Origin of the sequence: uncultured Bacteroides sp., assembly GCF_905207245.1 — a bacterium.
Classification (GTDB): Bacteria; Bacteroidota; Bacteroidia; order Bacteroidales; family Bacteroidaceae; genus Bacteroides.
This window is the reverse complement of sequence record NZ_CAJLKP010000060.1, coordinates 1-21,007: the sequence shown is the minus strand read 5'-3', so window position 1 is coordinate 21,007 and position 21,007 is coordinate 1. Positions and strand designations below refer to the sequence as shown.

Below are 21,007 nucleotides of genomic sequence, written 5' to 3'. Positions count from 1 at the left end.
AAATTAGGAATGACGAATTACTTATTTTACAGGCAGTTCGTCATTTGTAATTCATAATTCACAATAAAAAAATAGTATTAACCCATTATATTTAATAAAATGAGTAATCAACTTGAAAAGATTAAAGAGCTTATAGATCGCCGTGCGGCAGCACGTCTGGGTGGTGGTGAAAAAGCGATTGCCAAACAGCATGAGAAAGGTAAATATACAGCTCGTGAGCGTATAGCCATGCTTCTCGACGAAGGTAGTTTCGAAGAAATGGATATGTTTGTAGAGCACAGATGTACCAACTTCGGTATGGAAAAGAAACACTATCCCGGTGATGGTGTTGTGACCGGTTGCGGTACTATCGACGGTCGTTTGGTCTATCTGTTCGCACAGGACTTTACGGTTTCTGCCGGTTCTTTGTCTGAAACGATGTCTCTGAAGATCTGTAAGATTATGGATCAGGCTATGAAAATGGGTGCTCCTTGTATCGGTATCAACGACTCGGGTGGTGCACGTATCCAAGAAGGTATCAATGCTTTGGCAGGTTATGCTGAAATCTTCCAGCGCAACATCCTGGCATCAGGTGTTATCCCGCAGATTTCAGGTATCTTCGGTCCTTGTGCCGGTGGTGCTGTTTACTCTCCTGCACTGACTGACTTCACGTTGATGATGGAAGGTACTTCTTATATGTTCCTTACCGGTCCGAAGGTGGTGAAGACTGTAACGGGTGAAGACGTAACTCAGGAAAATCTGGGTGGCGCAAGTGTTCACTCTACTAAATCAGGTGTAACTCATTTCACTGCCAAGACTGAAGAAGAAGGTTTGGCTTTGCTGCGTAAACTATTGAGTTACATTCCTCAGAACAACCTGGAAGAAGCTCCTTACGTAGATTGCACCGATCCTATCGACCGTCTGGAAGATTCTCTGAATGAAATCATCCCCGATAGCCCGAACAAGCCGTATGACATGTACGAAGTAATTGCTGCTATCGTTGACAACGGTGAGTTCCTTGAAGTTCAGAAAGATTACTCAAAGAATATCATTATCGGTTTCGCACGTTTCAACGGACAGTCCGTAGGTATCGTTGCCAACCAGCCGAAGTATCTGGCAGGTGTGCTCGACAGCAACGCATCCCGTAAGGGTGGTCGTTTCGTTCGTTTCTGCGATGCTTTCAATATTCCTATCGTTTCATTGGTAGACGTTCCGGGATTCCTTCCGGGAACAGGCCAGGAATACAATGGGGTAATTCTGCACGGTGCTAAGTTGCTGTACGCTTACGGTGAGGCCACTGTACCTAAGGTAACAGTTACATTGCGTAAGTCTTACGGTGGTTCACACATCGTAATGAGTTGTAAGCAACTCCGCGGTGACATGAACTACGCATGGCCTACTGCTGAAATTGCCGTTATGGGTGGTGCCGGTGCCGTTGAGGTATTGTATGCCCGCGAAGCTAAGGAACAGGAAAATCCTGCTCAATTCCTGGCAGAAAAAGAAGCTGAATACACCAAGCTGTTTGCTAATCCTTATAATGCAGCCAAGTATGGTTACATCGATGATGTGATTGAACCGCGTAACACACGTTTCCGCATTATCCGCGCCTTGCAACAGTTGCAGACTAAGAAACTGACTAACCCGGCTAAGAAGCATGGTAATATTCCTTTGTAAAACCCAGTAGACAAGGTCACAAGAAACAAGACACAAGGCTGCCTTGTCAACTCGTAACCTTGTTCCCTTGTCAACTCAAAAAAATCAAGTTATATGAATAAAACAAAAATCGGAATATTCTTTACCTTGCTGCTGGTGTTAGGTGTATGCTCTTCCTGCGGAGAGAAAAGATCGAACAATAAGCTGCTGCTGAATGAAGTACTGATTACCAACGAAGGTAATTATCAGGACGACTACGGCTTGCACAGCGCATGGATTGAAATATTCAATAGATCATATGGTAGTGCCGACCTCGCAGCATGCTTATTAAGGGCAAGCAGCCAACCCGGTGACACTACTACTTACTTCATCCCCAAAGGTGATGTATTGACTTTGGTAAAACCACGTCAGCACTCATTATTCTGGGCAGACGGAGAACCAAGACGTGGTACATTCCATACAAACTTCACATTGGACCCAGAAAAAGAGAACTGGATCGGCTTATTTGATTCTGGCCGTAACTTGATTGATCAAGTTACTATCCCTGCCGGAGTATTGAAGACCAATCAATCTTACGGACGTGTAAGTGATGCTGCTTCTCAATGGGAAGTTAAAGACGGTAGTGCAGAGAAATACGTAACTCCGAGTACCAACAACAAAACCATCGACAGCAATGCCAAGATGGAGAAATTCGAAGAGCATGACAGCAATGGTATCGGTATGTCTATTTCTGCCATGAGTGTAGTATTTTGCGGTTTGATTCTGCTTTTCATTGCTTTCAAAATTGTTGGCAAAGCATCTGTAAGCCTCAGCAAACGTAATGCAATGAAGGCTAAAGGTATTACTGACAAACAGGAAGCCAAAGAAAAGAAACTGGGCGAAGCTCCGGGAGAGATATTTGCTGCTATTGCCATGGCCATGCACGAGATGCAAAGCGATGTACACGATGTGGAAGACACTGTTCTTACTATCACCCGTGTAAAACGCAGCTATTCACCATGGAGTTCGAAGATTTACACATTGCGTGAAACTCCTCTGAAAAAGTAACCACCTATAAATTGATAAAACAATGAAAGAATATAAATATAAAATCAACGGTAATACATATAAAGTTACCATTGGAGATATCGATGAAAACATCGCTCATGTAGAAGTGAACGGTACCCCCTACAAGGTAGAAATGGAAAAGGCACCGAAAGTGGTTGTTAAACCGGTAACACGTCCTACCACTCCGGCTCCTGCTCCGACTCCGGTAGTGAAGCCAGCTGCTCCCTCTACAGGCAAATCAGGTGTGAAGTCACCACTTCCGGGTGTTATCCTAGACATCAAAGTCAAAGTAGGTGATGCAGTGAAGAGAGGACAGACCATCATTATCCTTGAAGCCATGAAGATGGAAAACAATATCAATGCCGACAAAGACGGTACAATCACTGCAATCAACGTAAATAAAGGAGATTCCGTTCTCGAAGGTAATGACCTTGTAATTATTGAATAATATGGGAGAATTTATCACATTTATAGGAAACAATCTTGCCGACTTCTGGACGTACACGGGTTTTGCCAATGCAACGGTAGGCCACGTCGTTATGATCCTGGTAGGTTTGTTCTTCATATACTTGGCGGTAGCCAAGGAATTTGAACCGATGCTGCTGATTCCTATCGGATTCGGTATGCTGATCGGTAATATCCCCTTTAACATGGAAGCCGGATTGAAAGTCGGCATCTATGAAGAAGGTTCTGTGCTTAACATCCTGTATCAGGGAGTAACCTCCGGATGGTATCCGCCGCTCATCTTCCTGGGCATTGGTGCCATGACGGACTTCTCATCTCTGATATCCAATCCTAAATTGTTACTGATCGGTGCTGCTGCTCAGTTTGGTATCTTCGGTGCTTACATGATTGCTTTGGAAATAGGTTTCGATCCTATGCAAGCCGGTGCAATCGGTATCATTGGTGGTGCTGACGGTCCGACGGCTATCTTCCTTTCATCCAAGCTGGCTCCTAACCTGATGGGGGCAATTGCGGTATCAGCCTATTCGTACATGGCGTTGGTACCGGTAATCCAGCCGCCTATCATGCGCCTGTTGACCAACAAGCACGAACGTCTGATTCGTATGAAACCGCCACGCGTAGTTTCTCACACGGAGAAAGTAATCTTCCCGATTATCGGTTTGTTGCTGACTTGTTTCCTTGTTCCGTCCGGTCTGCCTTTGTTGGGTATGCTGTTCTTCGGTAACCTGTTGAAAGAAAGTGGTGTAACCCGCCGTTTGGCTGAAACGGCGCGCGGTCCGCTGATTGATACAATTACTATCTTATTAGGTTTGACAGTAGGTGCTTCCACTCAGGCTTCCGAGTTCCTGACGCTCGACTCTATCAAGATCTTCGGTCTGGGTGCATTGTCATTCGTAATTGCTACCGCTTCAGGTGTGATCTTCGTGAAGATTTTCAACCTCTTCCTGAAGAAAGATAATAAGATCAACCCATTGATCGGTAATGCAGGTGTATCTGCCGTACCTGATTCGGCACGTATCTCTCAGGTAGTAGGTCTGGAATATGATCCTACAAACTACTTGCTGATGCACGCCATGGGTCCGAACGTTGCAGGTGTAATCGGTTCAGCAGTAGCTGCCGGTATCTTGCTGGGATTCTTGATGTAAAAGACATGTACGTTGAGTGGTATCTTTACCATTCGAAACATCCGTTATATTTTAGCGCTCCTTCATCTGAAGGGGCGCTATTTTTATTCGTTAATCTATCTAAAAGAAGCTACGAATATTTCGTAAAGTAAATCTTTTTAGTAACTTGCAGCCAATTAAGCAATACTTTAAAGATAAAAAGACTATGCGGAAACTCTTTATTCTACTCTTTTTCAGTGCCTCTTCATTGCTGATGGCACAAAATACGAATCCTATTCAGGAGGCGATGGCAAACTATGATTATGAGACGGCATTGACGCTTATTGATCAAGAGACGCCGACTGTTCCCCTACTCTATCAGAAAGGGAAAGCGCTGAAAAGTCTTGGCAACAACAGGGAAGCGCTTCAGGTATATGAAGAAGTCGTGATGCAAGATTCTCTGAATCCACGAGCTTATATTGAAGCAGCTGAGTGCTGCAAGTCATTATTAAAAAACAAACAGGCATTAAAATATTATCAAAAGGCAGTGGACCTGAATCCGGATAATAAATATGCCCGTATTCAATACATTACTCTATTACTGAATCAGCGGAAATTCGATGAAGCATTGGGAGAGAGCAGTCTACTTACAGAAACAGATAGCTCGGCTGTTGCATTACATCTACAAGCTCAAAGTTTTGAAGGGGTAGATGACATTTTAGCAGCATTGGGATGCTATGAAAACATACAGGAAAAATATCCCAACGATTTTCTGGCTGCTGCCAAAGCAGCAAGACTACACATCGAAGGAGCATTTTATAATTATGCTATAGAAGCTACTGAAAAATACCGCCAAATAGACAGTACAAACGTTGTTGTAAATCAACAAAATGCATTGGCATACTGCCTGATGAAAGATTATCAGACCGCAATACAGAGATACGAACAGTTACTAAGCCTAGGGGACAGTACATTTACCACCTGTTATTATTTAGGAGTCAGTTACTACGCAGTAGAAAAGTTTTATGAAGCACATGATATACTGGAAGTAGCTCGCCAATACGATAAGCGTAATGTGAATCTGCTATATTATTTAGGACGCTCCTGTTCCAAAACGTCATGGAAGGATCAAGGAGTTGCATATCTGGAAGAAGCTGTGGCATATGCTACCCCACCCGATAGTGCCATGGTGCGCCTCTATGTCGGCCTCACAGACTGCTATAAAATGGCACTAATGCCTAAAGAGCAAATCAAAACGATGCAAGACAGATATGATAAATATGATATAGAAAATCATAAGCTCTTGTATGACATGGCATATGTTTACCAATATCAGTTGAAAGATAAAAAGAATACAGAACGTTGTCTGGAGGCTTTCCTTAAAACACGTCCCAAAAACAGCAGTGAGCAACCTGAAACAGATGATAAAGGAAATGTAATATTAGGATTAAGTACTTATTATGGTGCAGCCGAAACTTGGCTGAAAGATCTTCGTGAGAAAAAGAAAGTGGATGATTTCTTTCAGGGGAAAGCGAATAAGTGACAAGCTACAAGCTACGAGCTACAAGTGGTTTGCTGTGTAATAGCGCAGCTACTCGTAGCTTGTAACTTGTAGCTCGTAGCTAATTCATTGAAAACGTTTGCATAACATTATAAAGTATATAATAGCGGAGTAGCGGCAGCTTTCTCCGCTATTTGCTTATATTAGCACCAAAATACGGATATAATAACGAAAAGCTAATATCATGAAAAAATTATTCCTTATCCTGGGAACGTTTTTACTTTCCCTTAGTACGTATGCAGCTATGAACGTAAACAAAATCGACCCTCCGTTTTGGTACGCCGGAATGCGAAATCCCGAACTCCAACTTATGGTCTACGGTGAAGACATCGGTAACTCTTCCGTTACTGTCAACTATCCCGGTGTTTCTTTGAGCACCACAGTCAAGCTGGAAAGCCCGAACTACCTGATTGTCTACCTGAGACTGGAGAAAGATGTGAAACCCGGTAAAGTAGCTCTCACTTTTGTACAAGGCAAAAAGAAAATCGTCAAAGAGTATGAACTGAAAGCACGCAGCAAAAAAAGCTGTGAACACAAAGGTTTTGATGCTTCCGACGCCCTCTACCTGTTGATGCCCGACCGTTTCGCAAACGGTAATCCGGATAATGACCAAATCCCCGGCATGGCCGAATACAAAGTAGACCGCAACGATCCGAACGCCCGTCATGGTGGCGACCTTGCAGGTATCGAGCAAAATCTGGATTACTTCTCCGACTTGGGTGTAACTGCCCTTTGGTTCACTCCGGTACTGGAAAACAACATGACCGGCGGTTCGTACCACGGCTATGCTACTACCGATTACTATAAAGTTGATCCACGTTTCGGTACCAACGAAGAGTATCAGCAACTGATATCCAAATGCCACGACCGCGACATCAAGATTGTAATGGATATGATCTTCAACCATTGCGGTGTAGAGCATCCATGGATTAAAGATATGCCGTCTAAAGACTGGTTCAACAATCCCGATCATGAAAAGAATTTCGTGCAGACTTCTTTCAAACTGACTCCGCACGTTGACCCTTATACTTCACAATACGATTTCGACCAGATGAACGATGGTTGGTTTGTCACCGCTATGCCAGACCTTAACCAAAAGAACCCACACGTATATCGCTACCTGGTACAGAACAGCTTCTGGTGGATTGAATACGCCAATATCGACGGTATCCGTATGGACACTTATCCGTATGCCGACTACGACGCCATGAGCAACTGGATGAAAGAACTGAACGAAGAATACCCCAACTACAACACTGTAGGCGAAACCTGGGTAACAGAACCAGCTTACACTGCTTGGTGGCAAATGGATTCCAAACTCTCTGCGCCAAAAAATAGTAACTTGAAAACCGTTATGGACTTCAGTTTCTTCGATAAAATCAATATTGCCAAAACAGAACAGACAGAGACATGGTTCAAAGGTCTGGACCGCGTATACAACAACTTTGTGTACGACTTCCTCTACCCTAACCCTGCTTCTGTACTGGCATTCATTGAAAACCATGATACCGACCGTTACCTGGGTGAAGGTGACAATTTGCCGATGTTAAAGCAGGCATCTACCTTGTTACTTACCACACGCCGCATCCCCCAACTTTACTATGGCACGGAAATTATGATGAATGGTGTTAAGAGTAAAAGTGATGGTTATGTTCGCAAAGACTTCCCCGGCGGATGGTCTGACGACAAAGCAACTGCACTGACCGCAGAAGGACGCAGCCAAATTCAGAACGATTGCTATAATTTCTATAAGACTTTACTAAACTGGCGCAAAGGTAATGACGTCATAGCCAAAGGCAGCATGGTACAGTTCATGGTACAGAATGGCGTTTACGCCTATGCTCGCCAATACGAAGGTAAGACTGTGTTCATTATGCTGAACGGTACAGACGCTGAAACTACCGTTCCTTTGAAATTCTACAAAGAAGTGCTGAAAGATGCGAAACAAGGAAAAGATATTCTCAGCGGAAAAACTGTTGCATTCGACGAATCGCTTACAATGGGACCGAGAGAATCACTCGTGATTGAGTTATAAATTATTTATTACTGATAATAAAAGGGCGTAGAGAAGTAACCTAAACTCTACGCCCTTTCTTATGCCCCTCCTTTTGGTACGGTCAACCTTTCAGTTTTTCTTTTTGCAAAGCCTCTTTCAACATCCTTCGATTCAATATCTTTTCCTTTGATTTAATTATATACAACGCGCATCGCCGCACCACGTTGGCAATAGAACCACCGGAAAGCTCGGTTTCAGCCGCAATAGCGATTAACTCATCCGCATCTTCACCTAACCATATTCCGGGAAGCATCTTCCGCCACAGATCTGCACGCAACTCTATTGTCGGCATCGGAAAATAGACAGCCGATTGAAAACGGCGAGAAAAGGCCTCGTCAATGTTAGAACGCAGATTCGTTGCCAGTATTACCATGCCAGGAAAATCCTCTATCCGTTGAAGCAAGTAAGCTACTTCCTGATTGGCATGGCGGTCATTGGAGGTATTAGTAGAAGTACGTTTTCCGAACAATGCATCCGCCTCATCAAAAAAGAGAATCCAGTTCCGGTTTTCAGCAAGATCAAAAACCCGAGCCAGATTCTTTTCCGTTTCCCCGATATACTTAGATACAATCATAGACAAGTCTATCCGGTACACATCCATATTATTCTTCTTACCAAGTAACGTTGCAGCCAGTGTCTTTCCCGTACCGGGAGGCCCGTAAAACAGAGAACGATACCCGGCCTTCAGGAAACGGGATAGTTTCCAGTCTTCCATGATCGTCTTTCCAAAGGAAATCCAAGTATTTATCTCTTCCAATTCGGCTGCTACCTGATAGTCAAGTACCATATCCTCCCAGTCAAGTTCCGTGGTGATGCGTTTAGCAGGGAAACCAATGTTGTAATCGGGCTTATAATCCTTATCCAGCAGGACACGACTCAGAAACTCTTCCGATACCCGCAATTGTCCGCTAAAGAAAGGCTCCCCTTCTCCTGCACCTTCCAGACGGATGACATTCTTCGTGTAGAACCAATGGTCTTTCTGGAAAAGTTTGATTAGCTCTTTTCGCTTTTCCATATCTTCTCCGGCAAGAATGAAGGCAACCGTTTCTCCGGTAGGCAAGAAACCGCCATGAGACAGCCCTTTCCACCCGCCAAACTCAGTGTATTGCCGATCAAAGTTCTTATTCTGCACAAAGAAGATATCCAGTATCTGCGGACAGACATGGGGCATCAAAGCCAGCATAATGATTATTCGCTCACCAAATACCATATCTGAAATGCCGATCACTCTCTCCAGCCATCTGTTTGAAGGCGGCACCACTTCTTCCAGCGAGGAATATTCACATTCCTGCTGAAAATAAAGTTGGATAGAAGTAGTCAGAGTCTGATTAAACCAAGCAATATATTCGTTCATCCTTTTCTATTTACAGACTATTAGCCCTTGTACCCATCACGTCCGCTTCATGTTCCAGACCAACATTGTCATTTACCGGTATACCACTCACTTCCGTAGTTGGCTCTACCCGTCCCGCCATCTGTTGGGCAACATGCCATGCCTCGTGCGGCAAGTGCTGTTCCTGACCGGGAGCCACATGAATATCCGTTCCTTGTGTATAAGCAAGAGCTTGCACAGTTGCAGGCTGGGATGAGTTATAATGAACCTTTACATCATCCATTGAAAACCCGGATAATTCTTCTACGCCTGCCTTGAGGTTGTCCGGCAATCCGGTATTATTCGGTTTCTGTTGTACAGTAGTGTCTACCTTCATCTGTGAGGCTTCGTCATCGTCTTCTTCCACGCGTTGCATAGGTATCTCGAACTTTCCTTGCAAAGTATCTTCATCATCATCACTAACCCGCTGCAACAGTTGATTCACCGGACGGTTGTCCACAAACTGTAGAGCACTGCTTCTGTCCTGCTTTTGCTGGATGATACGGGTTGTCTTTTCCTGATATACTTTTTCTGCTTCCATATCTTACTCTGTTTATTGTTATACATCTCATCGTAGTAATAGGAGTCTCTCAAAACTCCTACTTTTCATGCCAAACAACCTGTACATATTTCTTTAGCCATGGAAAACGTATTTGTCTGAATGACCAAGGAACGGAGTCAAGCAATATGTCATACCCACGTTTTTCAACCGTCAGCAGCCATTTATCATCCTGTTGTTCCAGCCGTCCGTCACGCATGATGAAACTTTGTCTGAATCCATTTACTGAAGTACCATTCATTTTGGCCCAGTTGGCTTTCACACCCTGTATGAGACTATCAGCCGTTCGCTTTTCTTCACTAGTCAGTTCTATCCGCTTCGGCAATGGAATATGTGCGGGCAGAGCCACAAGCAGACGGTTGAAAGCCAACTCTGGTTCACAATAGTCCTTTTCTTCCGGACATACCAGATATTGTAACAGAAATACGGCACGGATTCTTGATGCGTCGTCCTTGAAATTCCTTTTCTCTTCGTTTAAATAACCAAACATGCCAAACAGACGCGGGAGCCAAGGCCATATCAGACACAATCCGGCATTGCCAATGAAGAGGACTTCAGGAAATTCCATCTGTTCTCCTGTCAATGAGCAATCCTCTACTTTTGTAATTTTCAATTCTTCTTTCATGTTCTTTTCCATAATTTCTTTTTCTATTTTTGTTTTTACTTGCAGGGAAGGAATCGAATGTATGAAAGAATATATCATTTCTTCCTTACTATTATAAATCCATCCTTCTGCACTATTATTTATAAGACAGGTTGCCAATGCTGTTAACAGTTCCGACTCTTTTACCTGATTATTATCAGATAACCAGCTCATAATCTGTTGCAACAGTTCAGCTCGTGACAGGGACAGATTTGTCAATATCCGCATCCAGTCGCTGATATCCAACCACTCCAACCACCTGTCCAAAGGTACAATATTACCTTTCACCGACCGACGGATATAATCAGACAACTCCTTCGATTGGAAGCAGATATAGGCGTTAAGCAATCTTCTCCGGATACTTTCCGGCAAAGTAGTGTCTGCAATTCTTTCTATTGATAAATAGACAGCATCTCCGATGGACAGAGCGGTATCTGTCTCTAACTCTACCCATTTTGCATCATCCTGATAATCCGTTTTTCCCGTATATACAAAATGTAGATACGACAAAAATTTATAGATCGTTTCGCTTTCCGTCAAAGTTCTCCCGCTTAATGTTTCCTCATCCTGCATATAGAGTAGCAGGGCTCTCGATAAGGCGGTTGAAAGAAGCATATTGTTTCCGCTCAGAAATGTAAACCTTTCCGCTTTGCGTTGTAGCCATTTAACCGTTTGCGATAGAATTAATGCCTGATGGGAATCCACCTGTGTCATTCCTTTCAGGAGTTGGGAGGCAGATAAACAAGTAGTTGCGAAAACTATCGCTTTACTCTCCCGGGATTGCCTACGAAGCAGGCGAATCCATTCCTGCGGCTTTTCAACAGCCAATTTCTGCAATAATTTCCGCTTGTCATCCTCAAAAACGGCAGTATCTTCCAGCCAGGTAGTAAAGCTTTCATCAGTATTCCAACGGGGTTCCAGTGGTGTTTGAACAGTATTCAAAGAGTCTTCCGATAGTCCGACGTATAGCAACAAACCTAACACAGTCTCCATATCATAGTATGACGCATCTTCGTTTTCCGCTTCTTCTGCTCGTTCCTGCAAAATCAGGCTGATTATAGAAGGAATGTTTTCTTTGCTGAATAGTGAAACAAGAAGAGAAAGAAGCATTTTTGTTACCTTCCTTTTTACTTCCATTTGAGATTGATCAACTCTTACCAGCCATACTAGCAGTTGTACTTTCAGTCCCAATGCTGTATTCTGTAGATAGGTAGAAATATCCGATTCATGAATGACCAGCCAATAAAGCAATGGCAACAGTTCTGTAACCCTTGTGCCACTGAGCCGCATAACTAGCTGCCTGATTATTTCTTCCAATACGGGCTGGCTAATCAGGTTGAGCATATCCTCCAATAATCCTTGTTCATGCAGTAACAATACTACATCCGCATAACCGTCTTTGGATTGCTCCAGAAATAAGGCGAACATCCTGCGCTTGATGGGTTCCGGAACACTCTTATCTTCCAATACCATTTTCAGTCTTCTTATATATGCGGCAAATGAAAACGTTTCTTTCTTCTCGAACAGTTTCTTCCAGTCTTTTTCCGACAGATAGAGCTCTATTGATAATCTTTCAATATCCTCCTCCTTGTCATCACCCGTAACCTCCCGATAGACCAGATGTAGCAATTGCCTGATACTTTCCGATTCCGACCAGACAATACGTCCTTTCCCTATCCATAGCAAAATTGATTTGTGGAGAACAAGAGTCAATCGGGATTCACTTACTCCGCTTAGCCAACTGTTCTCCGATATATGGCTTCGCAGATAGTTTCTTACCTGTTGCACTACTTCCATAATTCTGAAAGAAATGGAAGCAAGCAGACGATTTATAATAGTATCATCAGTTATTTCCGCTACAGCAGAAAGCAAAGCAGCATCTCCATTAATAAGCTCTGTTCGTAGCCAGTCTATTATTATTTCCGGCTTTTCCTTAGCCAGTAGTTCAAGCAGAGTCCGCTTATCCGCATTACTGCGCCGGATATCTTTTATATAGCCTGTCAGCACTTCTACAGATGCCGGATAGACTATTTTTTCCTTTCCGGGAATTGTTTCTTCTTTCTTCTCATCTTTAATTCCCGGTATCCTAAGCAGCGAAAGTTGTAAAAAGATATTATACAACTCCCTGTTTAAATATCCGTCGTATACCGGTGAACCATCCACATTGTGCGGCTGAAGGTCATAAATAGCATTCAAGACCTCTACATAGTAAGCTGAACCGAACACTTCCAACAGGAAGTCCGCTATCAATTCCGCTTTGGAGAGATAAAAGGAGTAGTTCCGTTTATGGATAAATGTGAGCAGCCTATGGTGCAGATGGCGGATAAAATCGCTCTTTCCACCGAAAATAGCAAGCCCATTAAAAGGATAATACTTAATGAGCCACTCGTACAAATAATGCCAGAATGGAGGCAAATCTACTTCTGCATGTTCTTCAGCTTCCGTTTCCATTATCCGGCGGGCAGACAAGGTATCAAGCAGTTCTGCCATTTCATGCAGCTCTGCATCATCGGCAGACTCGTGGATAAAACGTACGGGAATGCCGGGATTTATCTCTAACATTATTTCCAGAAAACGGCGTTTCTCATATAAGTTGGAAAACGTTCCGGAGAATGCTGCAGTATAGAAGTTTACAAGAGTCTTTTCGTTATCCAGTTGCCACAACAGACGGCGGAATACATACTCCTTCTTAAGGCAAAGGGTTACAATACTATCAATATATGCTGTCGATTGTAAAACCGCCCAGTCTAATTCTTCCGTCAGCCTAAAATTACTGTCCGCCCATTCCGTTTTCAAATAGCCATGTTCCAAATAGAACAGCAGATTAACCAGTCGGGAGGCATCCGTCTTTTCCCTTTCTTCCGCTGTCTGTATTCCCCATGAAAGTATGGCTTTCAGCAGTTCCTCCCTGAGTCGGCATGGAAAATCCCGGTAGAAATTGTCTTCCGAAATGTGCCCCAGATCCAAATCAAGTTGTGCTATCTCATGCAATATCTTGTCTTTATCGTAAGCAGAGAAACATCCCTCCACTACCTTTTCAAAACAGTCACGGCAAAAGCCATCCCAATCCGCATACAGCTTATGTGCGAAATCTTCTCCAGTAACGGCGAACTCAAACGATATATGATCAATATTTACCATCTAATTCCTGTATTTCTATCGCCATTTTCAGCAGTTCATACATAGCATCCAACAATTGTTTGCCATAATCCTGAAGCTCGCTGTTGCACAAAGTCCTCATCAGTTGCCGGTAACAGCCCTCAAATTTTCTCATAGCCCTTTCATCCAGCCAGTATATGGTTCCGGTCAAGTGAGCAGGAATGATACTTCGCAGCAATTCCCCACATTTCTCTCTGAAACGCGGCGTATGGAAACGCTGTGTCCATATCGGGAGTACTAACAGCAGATGAAACGGACCTTCCGGATCCGTCAATACGGGTTCTACCACGTAGATGGTTTCGCATTCCCGGTTCAGATCACGCAGGGATCGCCGCAAGATGTTCGCCAAAGTATTCAATTGTTCCCGGCTATCTGCTCGTCCGAGATTGGTCCATCCTCCCCGTTCGCGATTGTGGAACACTAACATGTATTCGTCTTTTCCTGCCTTCACTATCCTGTAATTGTCCAAACGGGTACCGCCACGGAACAAGTCGCCACTAATCCGGTTTTCGTTGAATATTTGTAGTTCCTGCCGCATCCATTTGTATTCCTTACGTTTTTCCGCTTCATCTGCTGATAGTTCCTCATAGTCTACCTCCAGCACATTATCCGCTTCCAGCATCCGGTCGTCAATAAGTAAAGAATCTATCCGGTCGAACAGAGGTTTATCCGGCTTTTTCTCTATCAGTTGCAGATTATAACTGGGAAGCACATTACTTACAGTATGCTCATCGCTTTCATTGATCCCCAGCAGCCGACAGAACCACTCCTTCACCGTGGAAACATTGCCCTCCCCACCAGGGACGATGATGTTTCTTGCCCTGGCCCTGTTTTTTATCAGACCGGCTATATGGCGCAGAAAATTCATGCGACGCAGTAACGTACCTTCCTTTGTTTCTCCATAACTGTTCTGCTCTGACAACCATGCCGGATGGCTTTCCACGCCATACAGTCGATCAAGAAAATCCAAATAGCGGCTTTTCAGTGCAAGAATATCACGTTTCCTATCACTCTTTTCCATGAGGACAGCAAAATCCTCCGCAAATAGGGAAAGCAGATACGGCAGATCCTCCACTTCTTTCAATCCATCCTCTATCATCTTGTCATACAGCTTCAGGTACGCCTCGAAGGAAGTAAGCATTTCCCTGTCTCTATTCGGAGAGAGATGGTAGCATGCAGGAAATTCTCCGGCGATAGGTATATGTGAGAAGACATTGCGGTATGTGCTTTCAGGAACACCCCAATCATACTCTTTCTGTCCATTATTCTGCTCCCTAGTACGGTTCCCAGTATAATAGAAAGTCTTCAGATATTCTCTGAACCTCTCCATATCTACCTTTTCCGTGAAGCTTCCACAATGGATGCACACTTTCAGCTCCCTCTCTTTCTTTGGAATTTTCAGGCTGAACCCTCCGGAAAAGTCAGTTAGTGGTTCACTATCCTTCATCAGGTAACAAGTGCTGAACGACTGAATACCTTCCACTTGCCAGAGTTTCTTGTACAGTTCATATTCAGTATTCTGCTGTCGGGGAATGATAACACGTACAGCATTTTCGGATCCTTCCAGCCATTTTTCAGGCACAGTTCTCCCTCGCTCTTCGGGCGACACATCAGAGGTAACCTGCCCTTTCGGCATGGAGATATTTACTGCACCGGAAAGATAATTCAGAATAGTCCAATAAATTTTGGCCAGCACCAAGGAGGCATCCTTTCCCGGCTCTATCTCAAACTCCGCATAAAACTCCAGTTCTTCGGGCTGCACCACAATGACCTCACGAAGGTATTCGCACAGATTGCGGTGGTTATTATACACTGTCTTAACTTGCTCTACCACCGTTTTTTCATCATCTTCTCCAAATGGCGGAAGAACAATTTTGCTAGTGTAGCTACCGGTTACCACATCACATTCCACCCACACGTTATCCAATTTAGGGACATGGGCAAAAAATAGCTTACGATAGTCCTCCGCCGTGATGGGTGCGGTGGTATAAACTTCATTAGGCAGAAAGAAGCCAAAGCGTTCCGGATTGAATGTCCCGTTTTCCGCAGTCAGATAGTCTGCAGAACTGAAGCTTAACTTGTAGCCCATTTCGGTCAGTACATAGTTAGTAATGTCTGCCAACGTCACGCCGGGATCATGAACATTATAGTCCGTCCACACCTTTCCCGAAAGCCGCTGCACCTCAGTCAGCGTCTGTCTTTGCAATCGCACATATAAGTTTTCACTTTCGGCCTGCTGCTTAATATAAGGTTGTTTCCCGTCTTTTACCATCACCGCCGCTCCTATTTTTTAATTATCAACTACCCCTTGTATATCTTCACAATCCTACAATGCACCTCGCCGGACGGCAGATACTTCTTACTGCACATTTGCAAGCAGGGTTTGCTTTTTGTATCCAACCAACGAAAACGGATACCACCCGCCCAGCCCCACCAATGTTTCTGAGGCGACTCTATCCGTTGTTCCATCCGATTCAGCCAAATGGCGGTAACGCGTGTCAGTTTGCAAAGTCCTGTACCCTGTTCCCGGAAGGAAGCATAAATGAGATACACACGACAACCAAAACCTTCGCTTGACACATCCAGCGGCAGGTCGTGCCACTGCTTATCGGCAGGAACACTCAGGTAATCCTCTCCCCCCGGAACAGGTTTTTCACCGCTACCTTCCACTGTCAGGCTACCGGGCAGTACAATCAATTTGTCCTGTGCTGCATCGAATACCGTTTCCCCCTTTTCATTCTTTATCAGCAGATGCTTTTCGGATGTGATGGAGAACGTCCATACAGGCGGTTTGTTTTCCTCCATATAAAGCCCGATATTCATACTGCCTGCCTGTGACGGGTAAAACGCCCACCCAGTGTCAGTTCTCACTATTTGCCTATCCTCCACGAGGTTCGACATGGAATCTATCAATTGGGCAAACTGTTCCTCTGTCGGCGTTTTGCCTTTTCTGAAATACTCCTTCAGTGTGTTTCTATCTTTTCGATTATTCCGTTCCATAAGCTATCCTATTATGAAATTGCCCCCGATTTCGGCTGAATTGATACCGTTGTGGGGAGAAAGTAATTCGATTTCTATTTTCGGAATCAATACGCTCCACAAATGTTCTCCTTTGAAAACCGGAGTCTTCTCATTGATATCCACGTGTGGCAAACGTTCCAGTTTCACTTCCAGTGCAACCAGTTTCATCAAGTCTTCATGATTCACCATCCGGGCGTGCAATTCCTTGTAGGAAAAAGACTGGCGGAGCAAGGGGATTTCCTTTTTCCGATACCAGGGCGCAATATAATTCTGTGCCAGTACCACAAGCTGTCGGATTGTCTTGCCTTCATCCAACGTCCTATCCCACAGCACTGCCTTACAATGCACTTTCACCTGCTCATACACAGGATTCATCACACGTAGGGTAACAAAAGGCGGTACATATCGCCCGACGAGTCGTTGTATTTCCGCCAGTTTCCATGCCGGAGAGAGACAGTAGCGGCTATCTTCTGCACGACTGAACACTACAAGGCAAATTTCCGATGCACCCTTATCCTTTGGTAAGGGAATACACTGTACCTTGTCCACTTCAGGGAAATGCTCCAACACCAACTGTTCATAATCCTCTATCGTAAGAGCACGGTGACGGTTGTGGATGCGCGCGTTTTGATGCATGGCACACTGTATTTCCGTTTCGGCAGGCCTACCTCCGAAACCGGGAAGAGGCTGAATTATACTTTCAATCCGTTCATCCGCTTCGGACATCTCTTGTATCATCCCGGCTGCCAATGGTAGTCCGTCACCGTTCTGTGCCTCCAACCTGATACAATTTGTCCAAATTCCACGGATGGCAAGGCACGCAGACACATCACCTATCAATGCGGCGCGAAGCCACATCCTGCCTTGTTGATCTTCATGTTTGTCGCTAATCCTCTCCGGTAGGTTTATTTCGATGAAACCGCTTTGCGTCAGTCCGCAAGTTTCTTCAATATGGACGGACTCGTCCATAATAGCTTTCCAACTATCTCCGCTCCATAGTTCCCAGGATGACTTCACACGCTTATCCGGTTGCGGATTATAGAACGGTATTTTTTCTTTCGGCAATGCCATATCTATATACATACGCACACTTTTTTCTCCCCTGGCATTACGAAAAGCAAAGTAAAGCAGATGGTCTGCCGGAAGAGCTGGGAGAAAGGAATGTTCCTGTTTACAGCAAATGGGACAAGCATCCTGTCCGGACAATTCTGTGATGCAGCTCAGTCGGATAGATGATTGCCCGATTTTCGTCAATGCCATTTCTTCCATAGCGATGTATGAAAGTTCCACCTCCGCAAGTTGTGGTACCAGCGGCTCTGTAGGAATTGGTTTGCACTCCTTTTTCTTGCAATGACTGTTGTGTATCATCACATCAGTGAACTGTGTGCGATAAACATCTGTTCCGAAACCGATGGCAGGGGCATTCAGTGTAACGCGAAAGAATCCGTTATGTCCTGGTTCCGTGCAGTTAAAACACATCTTGGCAAGCTTAAGCTTGCCAAGATCATCAAATGTAAACAGGTCTTGGCTTTCCAGATGACAGGTTATCCATTTGCCTTTCTGCTGCCATTCAGCAGTAATCCGGAAAGCGTCAGCATTCGTACCGTAGCCTCCGTATATCTTATCAAATTCCTCTTTGGTTTCAGGCAGTTTTCTCCATATGCCTTTCAAGCAGACCTCCTGCAAAGGCTTCAGTCCCATCTCGTCATAGCCAAAGATGAACCACGTGCCTCTATTAGCCTGAATGCCGAAAGGGTGGAATAATTGAGAGGTATCCACTTCTCCTAATTCATTACAGAAGGTAAAGTTGCGGATACCGGTCACTTCTACCTCTATTTTCACACTGTCAAATTTCAGACGACTAGCCCATCCATAGGGGGCGCTTCTGTTGTCCGTCAATATACGGAGAACGGGATATTCCGTTATCATGCCATGTGTTTCTTCCTCACAGGAGGCGAGAGCAACTTCACCAAATTCCAGAGTGAAGTCGAAGCAAAGTCGGCCAGCTTCAATGAAGCAATTACAAGATTGTTCTATCCAGCCTTCGGCAGCACTCAATTGCAGAGTGAAACAACCATCAGATATGCTATCCGGCACAAGACTATCGGCAGTCAGACGAAAACAGACATTTACTTTTCGCTCTCCCTCATTCAAAACAAGCATGGGAGATTCTATTTGCCAGCCGATACGCAGTTCATCGCCATGTACAAACAGCGTTTCATCTATACCCTCAAGAGGTATGGATTGCTTGTACAGTCTCGAATCTCTTTTTTGAGAAATATTTACCGCTTCCACCGCCACGCATTGCATCGGACTAATGTATTCTTCTTTCGTAGTTTGATAAATAAGTTCTTCGCCTACAGCATTTTGCCCGGCTATAAACAACTCACCTTGGGGCAGGATAAAGCCAGCAACGCCTTCTGCCGGAGTAATAATGAGATAGACATTGTCCTGTACTACTGCTTGCGGCACGGCATGCAGGATGTCACGGTAGTAGAGTTCAGGTAAGGTGACAAGGAGGTGATTGAATGCTTCAGCAAGGTCACTGTAGTTCTTTTGTTGGGCAACAAGTAAGGACAATGCCGGTTCCATATCACCGCTTACCTCTATCTGTTGCCGATAATAGTCCTCCTGTTCCTGTATGGTAGTCACAGTTCGCAGCATCCGGTAATAGCCGTTCTTCTCCGTAGTGTTCCTATTCTGCAACGACTGCTCCAAACTCCCCATTAGCTTCCGAGCGGTCTGCACAGCAGTACTTTCACTACTTCCTTTCTTCCAGCTTTGATGGATATAAATGTCTAACCGGGCTATCCAGTCCACAATGTCCTTTCGGAGTTTATCAGCATAGAAAGTCTGCAGTCGTGTTCCCTGCGCTTCGGCAAAGGTATCGCCGTAACCGGACAACTTTTTCCGTGAAATATCGGCAAGCACGGTCAGCACCTGATTTTCCAGCAAGGAACAAAGTGTACCTTCCCACCCACCCGCATTACGGCAGCGAATACCACTGCTTACCTTCACCAACCGATGCAGCAGCTTGGCCCAGTCACTTTCTATGACGCGAAAGTCATCCAAGCTAGCAAGGTTAGCTTCGTAATCTGTGCGGAAAGTACCGTTTATTTTAATGGAGGTCGCCATCACTTTATCTCCTTTTAATTGTTTATATCTTGTATCTTTACCTTTTACACAACCGGAACAAGCTCGTTCATTCAATTGGATCTGCAATCCATCATTCTCTCAAATACTTCAAAATCCCTTCCATCACAATGTCTGCAACACACTGTTTACCTGCTTCAGAGAGCAAGAAATCTACATCTTCCCGGTTGTCCTGAAAGAAGTTTTCTACCAACACGGCAGGACAATTGGTTTTACGACAGATATAGAGGTCGGCAGTCCAGTAAAGGCATTGCTTGGAGGGCTGGCGTACTTTTACATCCTTGGTAAGAGCAACTTCTGCCATCTTGCGGGCAAGAATTTTACTCTTTTGAGAAGCATTTCCGCCTACGAACACGCTCCAGCCACGTGCAGACATCCATTCCGTACCACTACCCATGGCATTACAATGAATGGAAACGAAGATAGCTTGCTTACCACTTTCGACATACGCTTTATTGACGCGTGCTACACGCTCCAACAGTGGAATGTCTGTTTCTTCCGGTACGATGCGCACAGCATCCACACCTACATTTTGCAACTGGTTTACCACACGATTAGCTATCTCGCGTGTATAAGCGTATTCTCTCAAGCGCCCGTCAGGAGAACGTTTACCCGGAGTTTCTACTCCATGACCATTGTCGATTAATACTTTCATGTCATTCATGTTTTTAAATTTACAATGCTATTTCTCTATATTGTCTACACCTTATCATTATACATTTGTCCCTTCATTCAGATAAAACGGATAAACCATATTATTGCGGTTATTCGTACGAATAACAGTATAGGTGAGCCGTATCAATAGCAATCCTTCATCCGCCCGTTCCTCAAACGATACCTCTTCCAGCGTAATGCGTGGTTCGAAGAGTGTAACCGCACGCGTGATGTCGTTGCGCATCCTGACAGTGGTCTCCTTAGTTATCGGCTCAAAAGCATAGCGGCGCAGCGGACAGCCGTAGTCGTAACGGTTCACACGCTCGCCCGGCGAGGTACTGAACAAAATATGCAGGCTCTGCTCGATGTCTTGCTCGTAAGCCGCCATCTTCGTCCCATCTTCTGTCAGCGTGGGAGGAAAACTCCAGCCTTTGCCTAGAAAGACATCGGCACCCATAAGATTTTTCAGATCGTCCATATTTTACTTATTGAGTTTTCAATTTATCCTCCAATCTGCACCGTGGGACATCCGGCTACTATCGTGCCGCCATGCGCAGTACTGTCACCCATCCGAGCGGCAGG

The 21,007-nt window shown here is 44.6% G+C and carries 14 protein-coding genes and 1 pseudogene; 6 read left to right on the top strand and 9 right to left on the bottom strand.

Annotated features, from left to right (window positions below; all coding sequences use genetic code 11):
- Window positions 1-99: 99 nt before the first annotated feature.
- The 6 genes from QZ135_RS17030 (at window position 100) to QZ135_RS17005 (ending at window position 7,843) form a co-directional block, all read left to right on the top strand.
- Window positions 100-1,653 (top strand): acyl-CoA carboxylase subunit beta, encoded by a 1,554-nt coding sequence (locus QZ135_RS17030; RefSeq protein WP_007666264.1) that lies wholly within the window; start codon window positions 100-102, stop codon window positions 1,651-1,653.
- 93 nt (window positions 1,654-1,746) lie between these two features.
- On the top strand, window positions 1,747-2,679 hold the full coding sequence (locus QZ135_RS17025) for an OadG family transporter subunit (protein ID WP_007666265.1): 933 nt from the start codon (window positions 1,747-1,749) through the stop codon (window positions 2,677-2,679).
- 22 nt (window positions 2,680-2,701) lie between these two features.
- Window positions 2,702-3,127, top strand: coding sequence for a biotin/lipoyl-containing protein (locus QZ135_RS17020; protein ID WP_291550549.1), 426 nt, complete (start codon window positions 2,702-2,704; stop codon window positions 3,125-3,127).
- A gap of 1 nt (window position 3,128) precedes the next feature.
- Window positions 3,129-4,289, top strand: a complete 1,161-nt coding sequence (locus tag QZ135_RS17015; RefSeq protein WP_007215594.1) for a sodium ion-translocating decarboxylase subunit beta — start codon at window positions 3,129-3,131, stop codon at window positions 4,287-4,289.
- A 184-nt stretch (window positions 4,290-4,473) separates the two neighbouring features.
- Window positions 4,474-5,790, top strand: coding sequence for a tetratricopeptide repeat protein (locus tag QZ135_RS17010; protein WP_294611899.1), 1,317 nt, complete (start codon window positions 4,474-4,476; stop codon window positions 5,788-5,790).
- A 202-nt stretch (window positions 5,791-5,992) separates the two neighbouring features.
- Window positions 5,993-7,843, top strand: coding sequence for a glycoside hydrolase family 13 protein (locus QZ135_RS17005; protein ID WP_294611897.1), 1,851 nt, complete (start codon window positions 5,993-5,995; stop codon window positions 7,841-7,843).
- Between the two features lie 82 nt (window positions 7,844-7,925).
- Here the strand turns inward: QZ135_RS17005 and QZ135_RS17000 are convergent, their stop codons facing one another.
- The 9 genes and pseudogenes from QZ135_RS17000 to QZ135_RS24940 form a co-directional block, all read right to left on the bottom strand.
- Window positions 7,926-9,218: an ATP-binding protein gene (locus QZ135_RS17000; protein ID WP_294611895.1), complete on the bottom strand. Its 1,293-nt coding sequence runs from the start codon at window positions 9,216-9,218 to the stop codon at window positions 7,926-7,928.
- Between the two features lie 10 nt (window positions 9,219-9,228).
- Entirely contained in the window at window positions 9,229-9,777 is a 549-nt protein-coding gene (locus QZ135_RS16995; protein WP_294611893.1) for a DUF4157 domain-containing protein, read from the bottom strand.
- A 58-nt stretch (window positions 9,778-9,835) separates the two neighbouring features.
- Complete coding sequence (locus QZ135_RS16990) at window positions 9,836-13,579, bottom strand: contractile injection system tape measure protein (RefSeq protein WP_294611891.1); 3,744 nt, start codon at window positions 13,577-13,579, stop codon at window positions 9,836-9,838.
- A complete protein-coding gene (locus QZ135_RS16985) occupies window positions 13,566-15,869 on the bottom strand; it encodes a hypothetical protein (RefSeq protein WP_294611926.1) in 2,304 nt (767 codons plus the stop codon). The genes QZ135_RS16990 and QZ135_RS16985 overlap by 14 nt, the downstream gene beginning before the upstream one ends.
- Before the next feature lie 29 nt (window positions 15,870-15,898).
- Window positions 15,899-16,597 carry a hypothetical protein gene (locus tag QZ135_RS16980; protein ID WP_294611889.1) on the bottom strand — a complete coding sequence of 233 codons (699 nt, stop codon included), beginning with the start codon at window positions 16,595-16,597 and terminating at the stop codon, window positions 15,899-15,901.
- A 3-nt stretch (window positions 16,598-16,600) separates the two neighbouring features.
- The gene (locus tag QZ135_RS16975; protein WP_294611888.1) at window positions 16,601-19,753 is read right to left on the bottom strand and encodes a hypothetical protein; all 3,153 of its coding nucleotides are present in this window, start codon (window positions 19,751-19,753) and stop codon (window positions 16,601-16,603) included.
- 91 nt (window positions 19,754-19,844) lie between these two features.
- Complete coding sequence (locus tag QZ135_RS16970; RefSeq protein WP_294611887.1) at window positions 19,845-20,426, bottom strand: N-acetylmuramoyl-L-alanine amidase; 582 nt, start codon at window positions 20,424-20,426, stop codon at window positions 19,845-19,847.
- A gap of 57 nt (window positions 20,427-20,483) precedes the next feature.
- Window positions 20,484-20,903 carry a GPW/gp25 family protein gene (locus QZ135_RS16965; protein ID WP_294611886.1) on the bottom strand — a complete coding sequence of 140 codons (420 nt, stop codon included), beginning with the start codon at window positions 20,901-20,903 and terminating at the stop codon, window positions 20,484-20,486.
- 23 nt (window positions 20,904-20,926) lie between these two features.
- A pseudogene (locus QZ135_RS24940) lies at window positions 20,927-21,007 on the bottom strand (type VI secretion protein); the annotation flags it as partial.